Origin of the sequence: Streptomyces sp. NPDC046876 (assembly GCF_040645035.1) — a bacterium.
Lineage (GTDB): Bacteria > Actinomycetota > Actinomycetes > Streptomycetales > Streptomycetaceae > Streptomyces.
Genome location: NZ_JBEYXK010000139.1, coordinates 1 through 14016, shown reverse-complemented (window position 1 = coordinate 14016; position 14016 = coordinate 1). Strand labels below are relative to the sequence as shown.

At 70.7% G+C, this 14016-nt stretch carries 12 protein-coding genes and 1 riboswitch; of the genes, 11 read left to right on the top strand and 1 reads right to left on the bottom strand.

Annotated elements, in window-relative coordinates; genetic code table 11:
• Nucleotides 1–163: 163 nt before the first annotated feature.
• The 10 genes from ABZ924_RS35655 to ABZ924_RS35610 all read left to right on the top strand — a co-directional run bounded on the left by ABZ924_RS35655 (nt 164) and on the right by ABZ924_RS35610 (nt 10250).
• Entirely contained in the window at nt 164–754 is a 591-nt protein-coding gene (locus ABZ924_RS35655; protein ID WP_361919386.1) for a CDP-alcohol phosphatidyltransferase family protein, read from the top strand.
• 100 nt (nt 755–854) lie between these two features.
• The gene (locus tag ABZ924_RS35650) at nt 855–3350 is read left to right on the top strand and encodes a mannose-1-phosphate guanyltransferase (protein ID WP_361919384.1); all 2496 of its coding nucleotides are present in this window, start codon (nt 855–857) and stop codon (nt 3348–3350) included.
• 96 nt (nt 3351–3446) lie between these two features.
• The gene (locus ABZ924_RS35645) at nt 3447–4346 is read left to right on the top strand and encodes a DUF881 domain-containing protein (RefSeq protein WP_361919382.1); all 900 of its coding nucleotides are present in this window, start codon (nt 3447–3449) and stop codon (nt 4344–4346) included.
• On the top strand, nt 4343–4675 hold the full coding sequence (locus ABZ924_RS35640; protein ID WP_030158423.1) for a small basic family protein: 333 nt from the start codon (nt 4343–4345) through the stop codon (nt 4673–4675). Before ABZ924_RS35645 ends, ABZ924_RS35640 begins: the two co-directional genes overlap by 4 nt.
• Before the next feature lie 7 nt (nt 4676–4682).
• Nucleotides 4683–5606, top strand: a complete 924-nt coding sequence (locus tag ABZ924_RS35635; RefSeq protein WP_361919380.1) for a DUF881 domain-containing protein — start codon at nt 4683–4685, stop codon at nt 5604–5606.
• 82 nt (nt 5607–5688) lie between these two features.
• Entirely contained in the window at nt 5689–6630 is a 942-nt protein-coding gene (locus ABZ924_RS35630; protein WP_361919388.1) for an FHA domain-containing protein, read from the top strand.
• 44 nt (nt 6631–6674) lie between these two features.
• Nucleotides 6675–7427, top strand: coding sequence for a MerR family transcriptional regulator (locus ABZ924_RS35625; protein ID WP_361919378.1), 753 nt, complete (start codon nt 6675–6677; stop codon nt 7425–7427).
• A gap of 52 nt (nt 7428–7479) precedes the next feature.
• Nucleotides 7480–7953, top strand: coding sequence for a bifunctional nuclease family protein (locus ABZ924_RS35620; RefSeq protein WP_030009777.1), 474 nt, complete (start codon nt 7480–7482; stop codon nt 7951–7953).
• Nucleotides 7954–8133: 180 nt separating this feature from the next.
• The gene (locus ABZ924_RS35615; protein ID WP_361919376.1) at nt 8134–8772 is read left to right on the top strand and encodes a MerR family transcriptional regulator; all 639 of its coding nucleotides are present in this window, start codon (nt 8134–8136) and stop codon (nt 8770–8772) included.
• Nucleotides 8773–8840: 68 nt separating this feature from the next.
• Nucleotides 8841–10250, top strand: coding sequence for a DNA polymerase IV (locus tag ABZ924_RS35610; protein WP_361919374.1), 1410 nt, complete (start codon nt 8841–8843; stop codon nt 10248–10250).
• On the opposite strand, the gene ABZ924_RS35605 is transcribed toward ABZ924_RS35610, so the two are convergent.
• Nucleotides 10247–10621, bottom strand: a complete 375-nt coding sequence (locus ABZ924_RS35605) for a PRC-barrel domain-containing protein (RefSeq protein ID WP_361919372.1) — start codon at nt 10619–10621, stop codon at nt 10247–10249. The genes ABZ924_RS35610 and ABZ924_RS35605 overlap by 4 nt on opposite strands.
• Nucleotides 10622–10734: 113 nt before the next feature.
• Nucleotides 10735–10832, top strand: a riboswitch (glycine riboswitch).
• Nucleotides 10833–11030: 198 nt separating this feature from the next.
• Between ABZ924_RS35605 and gcvP the strand changes: the two genes are divergently transcribed.
• The gene (gene gcvP, locus ABZ924_RS35600) at nt 11031–13916 is read left to right on the top strand and encodes an aminomethyl-transferring glycine dehydrogenase (RefSeq protein WP_361919370.1); all 2886 of its coding nucleotides are present in this window, start codon (nt 11031–11033) and stop codon (nt 13914–13916) included.
• Nucleotides 13917–14016 lie beyond the last annotated feature (100 nt).

Genomic DNA, 14016 nt, shown 5'->3' with positions numbered 1-14016 from the left:
TACTGCAGGGGGGACCCTGTGGGAGAGTAGGACGCCGCCGAACAATCATTGTGGGAAAGCCCCGCACCAGCTCTGGTGCGGGGCTTTTCTGCGTTCGGGGCAGGGTGCCGGTTCCTGTAGGGTCAGGTGGCATCGTTCGTACGTTCAAAGTGGAGGCCCCCGGGTGGAGGTCCAGGAGACTCGGGTTCAGACGGACCGAATTTTCACCATTCCGAACATCCTGAGCATGGCTCGGCTCGTCGGCGTGCCCGTGTTCCTCTGGCTGATTCTGACGGAGCACGACGGCTGGGCGCTCGCCGTCCTCATGCTCAGCGGCGTCAGCGACTACCTCGACGGGAAGCTGGCGCGGAAGTGGAATCAGATCAGCAGCCTCGGCCGGCTGCTGGATCCTGCCGCTGACCGGCTCTACATCCTCTCCACGCTCTTCGGCCTGACCTATCGCGACATTCTGCCCCTGTGGCTCACCGGAGCCCTGCTCGCACGCGAGCTGATGCTGCTGGTGATGGTCTGGATCCTGCGCCGGCACGGCTATCCGCCCCCGCAGGTCAACTTCCTCGGCAAGGCCGCAACCTTCAACCTGATGTACGCCTTCCCCCTGCTGCTGCTCAGTGACGGAACGGGTTGGTTGGCCTGGATGGGGTCAGTTTTCGGATGGGCGTTCGCGGGTTGGGGTACAACGCTCTACTGGTGGGCAGGAATCCTTTACGTGGTGCAGGTCCGCCGACTCGTGAAGGCGGACGCCGCGGTCGATTGAACTCGCTCGGCAAGGGTCTGACGCGGATGCGTTGCGGAGTCACCGCCCGAGACGGGTGAGATCGGCCGGAACGTCGTCTCCCAAGGAGGACTCTTCCGACATGAAGGCCGTCGTGATGGCCGGAGGCGAAGGCACCCGCCTTCGCCCCATGACCTCGAGCATGCCCAAGCCGCTCCTGCCGGTGGCCAACCGGCCGATCATGGAGCACGTGCTCAGGCTGCTCAAGCGGCATGGGCTCAACGAAACCGTGGTCACCGTCCAGTTCCTGGCGTCACTCGTCAAGAACTACTTCGGTGACGGCGAAGAGCTCGGAATGGAGCTCACCTATGCCAACGAGGAGAAGCCACTCGGCACAGCCGGCAGCGTGAAGAACGCCGAGGAGGCCTTGAAGGACGATGCATTCCTCGTCATTTCCGGCGATGCCCTCACCGACTTCGACCTCACCGATCTCATCCGCTTCCACAAGCAGAAGGGCGCACTCGTCACGGTGTGCCTGACCCGGGTGCCGAACCCCCTGGAATTCGGCATCACCATCGTGGACGAGGAGGGCAAGGTCGAGCGCTTCCTCGAGAAACCGACCTGGGGCCAGGTCTTCTCGGACACCGTCAACACCGGCATCTACGTCATGGAGCCCGAGGTCTTCAATTACGTGGACCCGGATGTTCCGGTCGACTGGTCCGGTGATGTCTTCCCCCAGTTGATGAAGGAAGGCCGGCCCATCTTCGGCTACGTCGCCGAGGGCTACTGGGAGGACGTCGGCACGCACGAGAGCTACGTCAAGGCGCAGGCCGACGTGCTCGAGGGCAAGGTCCAGATCGAGATGGACGGCTTCGAGATCTCGCCGGGGGTGTGGATCGCCGAAGGCGCCGAGGTGAGCCCCGACGCGGTGCTGCGCGGGCCGCTGTACATCGGGGACTACGCCAAGGTCGAGGCGGGCGTCGAAATCCGCGAGCACACCGTCGTCGGATCGAACGTCGTCGTCAAGAGCGGGGCCTTCCTGCACAAGGCCGTCGTCCACGACAACGTCTACATCGGACCCCACAGCAATCTGCGCGGCTGCGTCATCGGCAAGAACACCGACATCATGCGCGCCGCCCGCATCGAGGACGGGGCCGTCATCGGTGACGAGTGCCTCGTCGGTGAGGAATCGATCGTCCAGGGGAACGTGCGGGTCTACCCCTTCAAGACGATCGAGGCCGGCGCCTTCGTCAACACCTCGGTCATCTGGGAGTCCCGCGGCCAGGCGCACCTGTTCGGCGCGCGCGGCGTCACCGGCATCCTGAACGTGGAGATCACCCCCGAGCTGGTCGTCCGGCTCGCGGGCGCCTACGCGACCATGCTGAAGAAGGGCGCCATCGTCACCACCGCCCGCGACCACTCCCGCGGCGCCCGTGCGCTGAAGCGGGCCGTGATCTCGGCGCTCCAGGCCAGCGCCATCGACGTACGGGATCTGGAGAACGTGCCGTTGCCCGTCGCCCGGCAGCAGACCGCGCGGGGCAGTGCGGGCGGGATCATGCTGCGGACCTCGCCCGGCGTGCCGGACTCCGTGGACATCATGTTCCTGGACGAGCGCGGGGCCGACCTCTCGCAGGCGCAGCAGCGCAAGCTGGACCGGGTGTTCGCGCGCCAGGAGTACCGGCGGGCGTTCCCAGGGGAGATCGGGGACCTGCAGTTCCCGTCGAGCATCTTCGACTCGTACACCGGCTCGCTGCTGCGGCGGGTGGACACCACCGGAATCGCGGACTCCGGGCTGAAGGTGGTCGTCGACGCCTCGAACGGCAGTGCGGGTCTGGTCCTGCCGAGCCTGCTGGGCCGGCTCGGGGTGGACGCGCTGACGATCAATCCCGGGCTCGACGAGTCCCGGCCGACGGAGACCGCCGAGTCGCGGCGGGCCGGGCTGGTGCGGCTCGGGGAGATCGTCGCCTCGGCGCGGGCAGCGTTCGGGGTCCGGTTCGACCCGGTCGGCGAGCGGATCTCGCTGGTGGACGAGCGCGGGCGGATCATCGAGGACGACCGGGCGCTGCTGGTGCTGCTCGATCTGGTGGCCGCGGAGAAGCGCAGTGGCAAGGTGGCGCTGCCGGTGACCACGACCCGGATCGCCGAGCAGGTGGCGGCGTACCACGGGACGCAGGTGGAGTGGACGACGACCTCGCCCGACGATCTGACGCGGGTGGGCCGGGCCGAGAACACGATCTTCGGTGGTGACGGCCGGGGCGGCTACATCGTTCCGGAGTTCGGCAGCGTCTTCGACGGGTCGGCGGCGTTCGTGCAGCTGATCGGGCTGGTGGCGCGGACGCAGCTCACGTTGAGCCAGATCGATGCGCGGATACCACGCGCCCATGTGCTCAAGCGCGATGTGCCGACCCCGTGGGCGGTGAAGGGGCTCGTGATGCGGCGGGTCGTGGAGGCGGCCGGCGACCGGCAGGTGGACACGACCGACGGGGTGCGGGTGGTCGAGGCGGACGGGCGGTGGGCGCTGGTGCTGCCGGACCCGGCCGAGGCCGTGACGCACCTGTGGGCCGAGGGCCCCGACGACGCGTCCGCGCAGGCCCTGCTGGAGGAGTGGGCGGGGGTGGTGGACGGCGCCGGAAGGTGACCGGTGGGGCCGGTGGACCGGGTGCGGAGCGTGGTGCCCCGGTCCACCGATCGGGCGCATTCGGTGCGGGCGGTGCCGACGTGCGACGATGACGGCATGTCGCAGCCGCCCCACAACCGGAGTTCGGCGCCGGCGCCGTTCGCGCGCCCGGACGCGTCCATGTCGCTGCTGACGCACGTGATGGACCACAGTCTCGACGAGGGCTATGCGGAGGCGTCGGCCCGGCGCGAGGCGGAGGGCACGGCGGGACTGCCGCGGACCCTCAAGGCCAAGCTGGCGCTGGCCGCCGGGCTCGTGCTCGCCGCGATGGTCGTCACGCTCGGGGCGGCGCAGGCGCGGGTGGCCGCGCCGGTGCTGGCCAAGGAGCGCCAGGAGCTGATCGACCGGGTGCAGCGGGCCGACGGACACGCGGACGGCCTGGAGCAGGACATCGAACGGCTGCGGGCGGACGTGGCGGGCCGACAGCGGGCGGCGCTGAAGCAGCAGGGCGGGGACCAGGGGCAGCTGGTGGCGCTGCTGTCGGGGGCCACGGAGGCCCGCGGTCCGGGGCTGAAGCTGGTGGTGGACGACGCCAAGGGCTCCTCCTCGGCCGGGGGCGGCAAGCCGCGGGAGAACACCGGCTTCTCCGACACCGGCCGGCTGCGGGACCGGGACATGCAGAGGATCGTCAACGGGCTGTGGCAGGCGGGCGCCGAGGCGATCTCCATCAACGGGCAGCGGCTGACGGCGCTGTCGGCGATCAGGGCCGCGGGGGACGCGATACTGGTCGACAACAGGCCGCTGGTACCGCCGTACGAGGTGCTGGCGGTGGGGGACAGGAAGCGGCTGCCGACCGCGTTCCAGGACTCCGTGGACGGCCAGTACCTGCACGTGCTGCAGGCGAGCTACGGGATCCGGTACACCCTCTCCCCGGCCGACGAGGTGCGGCTGCCGGCCGCCTCCAGCCTGACCGTGCGTACAGCTACAGCAGAAGAGCCGAAGAAGGGTGCATCGTGATCGCGGTACTGGGCCTCGTGGCCGGAGTGGTGGTCGGACTTCTGGTCCGGCCCGAAGTGCCGGCCGTGGTGGAGCCTTATCTGCCGATCGCCGTGGTGGCGGCGCTGGACGCGGTGTTCGGCGGTCTGCGCGCGATGCTGGACGGCATCTTCGTCGACAAGGTGTTCGTGGTGTCGTTCCTGTCGAACGTGGTCGTCGCCGCGCTGATCGTGTTCCTCGGCGACAAGCTGGGCGTGGGCTCGCAGCTGTCCACGGGTGTCGTGGTCGTCCTGGGCATCCGCATCTTCTCCAATGCCGCGGCCATCCGACGGCACGTGTTCCGGGCGTGAGGCACCGATGAGTACGAACGACACCCCGGCCGAGGAGCCGAAGGTCCCGGAGCAGCCGCCGCGGGACGAGCGGGCGCAGCAGCCCGACGAGGGCCGGGGCGCGGCGACGCCTCCCGGCGAGGAGCCGCGGGCGCAGTCCGAGCCGCCGTCCGGGGCGGGGCCGGACGGGCCTGAAGCAGAGCCTGCGACGCAGGCCGCGCCGCAGCCCGGGCAGACCGGCCGGCAGCGGCTCGCGGCGGGTCTGTGGCCGCCGCGGGTGAGCCGGGCCCAACTGATCGTCGCGCTGCTGCTGTTCGTCCTGGGGCTGGGTCTTGCCATCCAGGTGCGGTCGAACAGCGACTCCAGTGCGCTGCGCGGGGCCCGTCAGGAGGACCTCGTGCGCATCCTCGACGAGCTGGACGGGCGGACCAAGCGCCTGGAGGACGAGAAGCAGCAGCTTGAGGCGCAGCGCCGGGAGCTGGAGAGCAGCTCGAACCAGGCCGAGGAGGCGCGCAAGCAGACGGTGGAGAAGGAGCGTCAACTCGGGATCCTGGCCGGTACGGTGGCAGCCCAGGGGCCGGGCATCACGCTGCGGATCACCGATCCCCGGGGCCAGGTGCAGTCCGACCAGCTGCTGGACACCCTCCAGGAGCTGCGGGCGGCCGGGGCGGAGGCGATCCAGGTCAACGGGGTGCGGATGGTGGCGGGCTCGTACTTCTCGGACGAAGGCGGCGGGATCGGTATCGATGGTAAGAAGATCACGCAGCCTTACGAGTTCAAGGTGATCGGCAAGCCGCAGGATCTGGAGCCCGCGCTCAACATCCCGGGCGGTGTCGTGCAGACCCTGGAGAAGGAACAGGCCACCGTCGCCGTCACACGGTCGGCGAAGATCGTTGTGGATGCCTTGCGGGCTGCGAAGCAGCCTGACTACTCTCGGTCGTCATCGCAGTGATGCGGGACGGAGAGCGGACGGGCTCACGCGGGTTGGTGCCTGCGGGGGGTCGGCGCACCGAAGTAGTGGTGCGTGGTGGAAACTGTCTGGTGGTTTCGGACGTTGTGAAGATGTCCGGGTCGGCAGGTGTGTGCATTCGGAGTTCGTCCTGCCCCACGGGCGGGTCTGTTTCGTTCAAGGGGAATCGCCCGTGAAGTTGTTTGAGAAGTTGTTCGGAAAGAAGAACCGCGAGGAAAGCGGTGCGCCGTCGCACCGTGCGGGTCAGGGAGAGGCGCAGGGCCAGGGGGATCGGCCGCTCTTCCGGGACGAGGTCGCGGGTGCGGGTGATGTTTCGGGTGCGCAGGGCGCGTCGGCTGTTGACCCTGCTGGTTCCGGCCGCATAGGTTTCGGTGACCCATCAACCTCGAGTACGGGTGGAGGGTTTGCTCCCGACCCGTATGCCACCCATGCCTCCGCGGGGCAGCCGCGGCGCGAGGAGCCGTCCATGTCGGCCGAGCAGGTTTGCAGCAGGTGTGGGCACCGCAGCGATGCGGCCAGCCGGTTCTGCTCCAACTGCGGGGCGCCGCTGCGGGCGGGCCTGACGCCGGAGCGTGCCTCGGAGACCACGTCCACCATCTCGATCTCGGGCCTCGAGGCCTACGAGGCCGAGGTGTCGGGGCAACACGTGTCGTCCTCGCTGTCCCCCGAGGCCCAGGCCGCGGTGGAGGCGCTGCCCCCGGGTTCCGCCCTGCTGATCGTGCGGCGCGGCCCCAACTCGGGCAGCCGCTTCCTGCTGGACGGTGAGCTGACCACGGCGGGCCGGCACCCGCAGAGCGACATCTTCCTGGACGACGTCACCGTCTCCCGGCGGCATGTCGAGTTCCGCAGGAGCCAGGACGGCGGCTTCACCGTCGCCGACGTCGGCAGCCTCAACGGCACGTACGTCAACCGCGAGCCGATCGACTCGGTGCCGCTGCACAACGGCGACGAGGTCCAGATCGGCAAGTACCGGCTGGTCTTCTACGCGAGCCTGCGGGGCGTCTGACCCGTCCCCCGGACACCGTCCGGGGGAACCCCAGGGAAGGTCCCATGCTGCGCACTCCCACGGGCGGTGCCGGAAACGGCACCGCCGGCTCGGCCGGGCAGCTGGTGAGCATCGGCACGGTGCTCACGATGCTGCGCGACGAGTTCCCCGAAGTCACGATCTCGAAGATTCGTTTCCTGGAGGCCGAGGGGCTCGTCGAGCCCCGACGCACACCTTCGGGATATCGCAAGTTCAGCACGGAGGACGTGGAGCGGCTGGCCCGCATCCTGCGGCTCCAGCGTGACCACTACCTGCCCCTGAAGGTCATCCGGGAGCAGCTGGAGGCGCTGGACCGGGGGGAGCAGGTCCGGATCCCGGCGCCCACGGCGCACGGGGACGGAGGGGCCGACGGCCCCGCCCAGGGCGGGGCGGGCCGGGAGGGGCCCTCCACGACCCGGGTGGGCCGGGCGGAGCTGATCGCCGCGGCCGAGGTGGACGAGGCCCAGCTGGCCGAGTGGGAGTCGTACGGGCTGCTTGCCGAGGCTCCGGGCGGCGGCTTCGACGCGGATGCGCTGACGGTGGCCCGGCTGGTGGCGGACCTGGGCCGGTACGGGCTGGAGCCGCGGCACCTGCGCGCGGTGAAGGCCGCCGCGGACCGGGAGGCGGGTCTGGTGGAGCAGGTCGTGGCACCGCTGCGCCGGCACCGCAACCCGCAGACCCGGGCCCATGCCGAAGCCACCGTGAAGGAGCTCGCCGGGCTGTCCGTACGGCTCCACGAGGCCCTCGTACAGGCGGCTCTGGGGGTCCGCCTGCACTGAGCAGGGGGAGCCCGACTACCCAAACCTGCCGGGCAGGTCCTAGGGTTGCTGTGTGAACGAGCTCGACGTTGTGGGTGTCCGGGTGGAAATGCCCTCGAACCAGCCGATCGTGCTCCTGCGTGAAGTGGGAGGCGACCGGTACCTCCCCATTTGGATCGGACCCGGGGAGGCGACCGCCATTGCCTTCGCGCAGCAGGGCATGGCCCCTGCCCGTCCGCTGACCCACGACCTGTTCAAGGACGTGCTGGAAGCGATCGGTGAGGAGCTCACCGAGGTCCGGATCACGGATCTGCGGGAGGGTGTCTTCTATGCGGAGCTGGTCTTCGCGAGCGGGGTCGAGGTGAGTGCTCGGCCGTCCGACGCCATAGCGCTGGCCCTGCGTACGGGGACGCCGATCTACGGCAGCGACGGCGTGCTGGACGACGCCGGAATCGCCATTCCGGACGAGCAGGAGGACGAGGTGGAGAAGTTCCGCGAGTTCCTCGACCAGATTTCCCCCGAGGACTTCGGCACCGGGCCGCAGTGAGCGGCCGGTTCCGGAAAGCCGCGGGGACTGTCGGCCCATTCGGTTAGCCTTGCCCCGTCAAGAGGCACGGGAAACCACTCTCAGGGTGATTATCACTCGGCGTGCCGAGTGTGGCGATCGTTGACGCACCCCGGGTGACTGCCTACCTTCGAGGGGGCAGGTCAAGGACGGAGGGTCGGCGTGAGAGTCACGGGCGACGGTACGACCGGGGGCATCCCCGCACGGAGTGACGCTGGGCCGTACCCGCTCCACGGAAGTGCGGCGGGCTCCGCGCGCCGTCAGCCGGAGACCGCGCCGGCCGCGTCGGCGGTCGGATCCCCGGCCGGCGAGCAGGTGGGCTACCGCGGGCCGACGGCGTGTGCCGCGGCCGGCATCACGTACCGGCAGCTCGACTACTGGGCGCGGACGGGGCTGGTGGAGCCCACGGTCCGACCCGCGTACGGCTCCGGCACCCAGCGCCTGTACAGCTTCCGCGACGTCGTCGTCCTCAAGATCGTCAAGCGTTTCCTGGACACCGGCGTGGCGCTGCAGAACATCCGCACCGCGGTCCAGCACCTGCGGGAGCGCGGGTTCTCGGACCTGGAGCGCATGACGCTGATGAGCGACGGCGCGACCGTGTACGAGTGCACCTCGCCGGACCAGGTCGTCAGCCTGCTCCAGGGCGGCCAGGGCATCTTCGGCATCGCGGTCGGCGTGGTCTGGCAGGACGTCGAGAACGCGCTGTCGCAGCTGCACGGGGAACGGGTCGACACCGGTGAGACGGTGGTCGGGCACAACCCCGCGGACGAGCTGGCGGCGCGCCGCAACCGGGCCGGCTGACCTCCCGGGGAGCCGGCCACCCGTACCGGGCCACCGCATTGTCAGTGGCGTAAGGCAGCATCGGGGCCGTGAGAGCCGCGCCGACCATCCTCCACCTGGACATGGACGCCTTCTACGCCTCCGTGGAGCAGGCGTCGAAGCCGAGCCTGCGCGGAAAGGCCGTGATCGTCGGCGGGCTCGGGCCGCGCGGGGTCGTCGCCACCGCCTCGTACGAGGCCCGGCGCTTCGGGGTGCACTCGGCGATGCCGATGGCCCAGGCCAGGCGGATGTGCCCGAACGGCGCCTACCTGTTCCCCCGCTTCACCCTGTACCGGGCGGTCAGCGACGTGGTCATGGGCATGCTGCGGGAGCTGTCCCCGCTGGTGGAGCCGCTCAGCCTGGACGAGGCCTTCGTGGACCTCGAAGCCGGCGGGGTGGCCCGGGACGCCGAATCGGCGCTGGCCACCGGGCAGCGGCTGCGGGCGGACATCCTCGCGGCGACCGGCCTGAGCGGCTCGGTGGGGCTGGCGGGGTCGAAGATGCTGGCCAAGGTGGCGTCCGAGGAGGCCAAGCCGAACGGGCTGCTGCTGATCGAGCCGGGCACCGAGCGGGAGCTCCTCGCCCCGATGTCGGTGCGGACGCTTCCGGGGGTGGGGCCGGCCACCGGGGAGCACCTGCGGCGTGCCGGGATCACGACGGTCGGGGAGCTGGCCGAGGCCGGCGAGGACGAGCTGGTCCGGATGGTCGGGCGGGCTCACGGGGTCGGGCTGTACCGGATGGCCCTGGGGCTCGACGACCGGCCGGTGGTCGCCGAGCGGGACGCGAAATCGGTGTCGGTGGAGGACACCTTCGACGTGGACCTGCACGACCGGGTGCGGATCCGGGGCGAGGTGCAGCGGCTCGCCGACCGGTGCGTGCAGCGGCTGCGGGCCTCCGGGCACTCCGGGCGGACGATCGTGCTGAAGGTCCGGCGCTACGACTTCTCCACGCTGACCCGCTCCGAGACGCTGCGCGGCCCGACCGACGACCCGGCGGTGGTGCGGGAGGCCGCGGGGCGGCTGCTGGAGGCCGTGGACACCACCGGCGGGGTGCGGCTGCTGGGCGTCGGCGTGACCGGCCTGGCGGACTACACGCAGGAGGACCTGTTCGCCCAGTCCCTGGCCGCCGGGGAACCGGCCGCGGAAGGGGAGCCTGCCGGGTCCACAGGGGCTCAGGAGGCGGAGGAGGCCCCTGGGGTGCCCGGGGCGTCCGGGGCCCCGGAGCCGGCCCGTGAGCGGCACTGGGCGGCCGGCAGCGACGTACGGCACACGGTGTACGGGCCGGGATGGGTGCAGGGCAGCGGGGTCGGGCGGGTGACCGTGCGGTTCGAGCAGCCCGGATCGGAGCCGGGCCGGGTCCGCACCTTCCTGGTGGACGACCCCGAGCTGGAGCCGTCCGATCCGCTGCCGCTGGTCGGGGCACCGGCTTCGGCTCCGGCCCCGGCTCCGGCGGGGCCCTAGTCCTCCTCGCGCTCGCTCTTCGCCACGTGGCCGAAATCACTGTGGAAGTCGGAGGGGAGGGAGACGTCCAGTCCGTAGTGGTGGTAGAGCTGCAGCTCCTGCTCGGGGGAGAGGTGGCGGCCCACACCGAAGTCGGGGGCGTCCCTGATCAGGGAGCGCTCGAACGGGACCCGCAGGGTGTCGCCGACCACCTCGCTCGGTTCCAGGGGAACGAAGGCGTCCCGGCTGAACAGGCCGGTCCGGACGGCGGCCCATTCCGGCACGCCCGTGGCGTCGTCGAGGTAGACCTCGTCGACGGTCCCGATCTTGGTGCCGTTGCGGTCGAACGCCTTGCGGCCGATCAGGCTGCGCGGATCGATGTCGGTCTGCACGGTCCCTCCACGTGGTCGCAGCTCCCCGGTAATGACTACAAAAGGGCATATCCGGGGAGGGGGCCACTCGAGGGAGGTCCAGGAACCTCGCTGGTAGGCTGGGTGTCGGCTGCTGACCCTGTGCGGGAGAGTCCTCCACCCAGTTCGACGGAGGCGCCGAAGGAGCAACTCCTCCCCGGAATCTCTCAGGCATACGTACCGCACGGACGAGGCCACTCTGGAAAGCAGGTGCGGGTACCGGGCGCGCAGTACCGGTTCCGCTCCTCACCGACGGTGAAAGCCGGATCCTTCGGGTGACCCCCGCAGGACCCGGTGAAGCTCTCAGGTTGAGATGACAGAGGGGGAGGCCGTCCGGGCGCCCGCGCCGTGGTGCCCCTCGCAGGTCGTACGACCCAGGAGGCCTCCGTACATGACCGCCAACCGCATTCCGCTCTCCCAGCTGGAGCGAGGCATTCCCTTCGAGCAGCGCCACATCGGCCCGGACGCCGAGGCGCAGGCGAAGATGCTCGCCCACGTGGGCTACGGCTCGCTGGACGAACTGACCGCCGCCGCGGTGCCGGATGTGATCAAGAGCGCCGAGGCACTGAACCTGCCCGAGGCGCGGACCGAGGCCGAGGTGCTGGCCGAGCTGCGCCGTCTCGCCGGCCGCAACCAGGTCCTCACCCCGATGATCGGTCTCGGCTACTACGGGACCTTCACCCCGCCGGTGATCCTGCGCAACGTCATGGAGAACCCGGCCTGGTACACCGCGTACACGCCGTACCAGCCCGAGATCTCGCAGGGCCGCCTCGAGGCGCTGCTCAACTTCCAGACCGTCGTCGCGGACCTGACGGGCCTGCCGACCTCCGGCGCCTCCCTGCTCGACGAGGGCACCGCGGCCGCCGAGGCCATGACCCTGGCCCGCCGCGTGGGCAAGGCCAAGGGCAACGTCTTCCTCGTGGACGCCGACGCCCTGCCGCAGACGATCGCCGTGATCGAGACCCGCGCCGAGCCGATCGGCATCGAGGTCGTCGTCGCCGACCTGTCCGCGGGCATCCCCGCCGAGATCGCCGAGCGCGGTGTCTACGGCGTCCTGATCCAGTACCCCGGCGCCTCCGGTGCCGTCCGGGACATCAAGCCGGTCATCGACCAGGCGCACGGGCTCGGCGCGATCGTCGCCGTCGCCGCCGACCTGCTCGCCCTGACCCTGCTCGCCTCCCCGGGCTCCCTCGGCGCCGACATCGCCGTCGGCACCACGCAGCGCTTCGGCGTCCCGATGGGCTTCGGCGGTCCGCACGCCGGGTACATGGCCGTCCAGGACAAGCACGCCCGCTCGCTGCCCGGCCGCCTCGTCGGCGTCTCCGTCGACGCGGACGGCAACAAGGCGTACCGTCTCGCGCTGCAGACGCGCGAGCAGCACATCCGTCGCGAGAAGGCCACCAGCAACATCTGTACCGCGCAGGTGCTGCTCGCCGTCATGGCCGGCATGTACGCCGTCTACCACGGCCCGGACGGCCTGCGCTCGATCGCCCGCCGCACGCACCGCTACGCGGCGCTGCTCGCGGCCGGTCTGACGGCCGGCGGGGTCGAGCTCGTGCACGGCTCGTACTTCGACACCCTGACCGCCAAGGTGCCCGGCAAGGCCGCCGAGGTCGTGGCCGCCGCCCGCGAGGCCGGGGTCAACCTGTTCCAGGTCGACGCCGACCACGTCTCGCTCTCCGTCGACGAGACGACCCTGCGCGCCCACGTCGAGGCCGTCTGGGCCGCCTTCGGTGTCACCGCGGACATCGAGGCGCTCGACGAGACCACCGCCGACGCGCTGCCCGAGGCCCTGCTGCGCTCGGACGCGTACCTGGCCCACCCGGTCTTCCACCAGCACCGCTCCGAGACCGCGATGCTGCGCTACCTGCGCAAGCTCGCCGACAAGGACTACGCGCTGGACCGCGGCATGATCCCGCTGGGCTCCTGCACCATGAAGCTCAACGCGACCACCGAGATGGAGCCGGTGACCTGGCCCGAGTTCGGCCAGCTGCACCCGTTTGCCCCGGTCGAGCAGGCCGAGGGGTACCTCACGCTCATCTCCGAGCTGGAGGAACGTCTCTGCGAGGTCACCGGCTACGACAAGGTCTCCATCCAGCCGAACGCCGGCTCCCAGGGTGAGCTCGCCGGCCTGCTGGCCGTGCGCGCCTACCACCGGGCCAACGGCGACGAGCAGCGCACCGTCTGCCTGATCCCGTCCTCCGCGCACGGCACGAACGCGGCCTCCGCCGTGATGGCCGGCATGAAGGTCGTCGTCGTCAAGACCGCCGACGACGGCGAGGTGGACGCGGACGACCTGCGCGCCAAGATCGAGCAGTACCGCGACGAGCTCGCCGTGCTGATGATCACCTACCCGTCGACGCACGGCGTGTTCGAGGAGCACGTCGCCGACATCTGCGCCCAGGTGCACGAGGCCGGCGGCCAGGTGTACGTGGACGGCGCGAACCTCAACGCCCTGGTGGGCCTGGCCAAGCCGGGTCACTTCGGCGGCGACGTCTCGCACCTGAACCTGCACAAGACCTTCTGCATCCCGCACGGCGGCGGCGGCCCGGGCGTCGGCCCGGTCGGTGTCCGGGCGCACCTGGCCCCGTACCTGCCGAACCACCCGCTGCAGCCGACCGCCGGCCCGGAGACGGGCGTCGGCCCGATCTCGGCCGCGCCGTGGGGCTCGGCCGGCATCCTGCCGATCTCCTGGTCGTACGTGCGCCTCATGGGCGGCGAGGGACTCAAGCGCGCGACCCAGGTCGCGGTGCTCGGCGCCAACTACATCGCCAAGCGCCTGGAGCCGCACTACCCGGTGCTCTACACCGGCCCGGGCAACCTGGTCGCGCACGAGTGCATCATCGACCTGCGCCCGCTGTCGAAGGCGACGGGCGTGAGCGTGGACGACATCGCCAAGCGCCTGATCGACTACGGCTTCCACGCCCCGACCATGTCCTTCCCGGTGGCCGGCACGCTGATGATCGAGCCGACGGAGTCCGAGGACCTCGTCGAGATCGACCGGTTCTGCGACGCGATGATCGCCATCCGCGCGGAGATCGAGCGGGTCGCGGGCGGCGAGTGGCCGGCGGACGACAACCCGCTGGCGAACGCCCCGCACACCGCGGCCTCGCTGGGCGGCGAGTGGAACCACCCGTACACCCGCGACGAGGCCGTCTTCCCCGGTGGCGTCGTGGCCGCGGAGAAGTACTGGCCGCCGGTGCGCCGTATCGACGGTGCCTTCGGCGACCGGAACCTGGTCTGCTCCTGCCCGCCGCTGGACGAGTACGACAACTGACACACCACGGTGTGACCTGACACAGAAGCCGGCCCGGGAGCGACGCGAACGCCCCGGCCTCAACGAGGTGACGTGATGTCCCTGCCCGCGCCCGCGGACG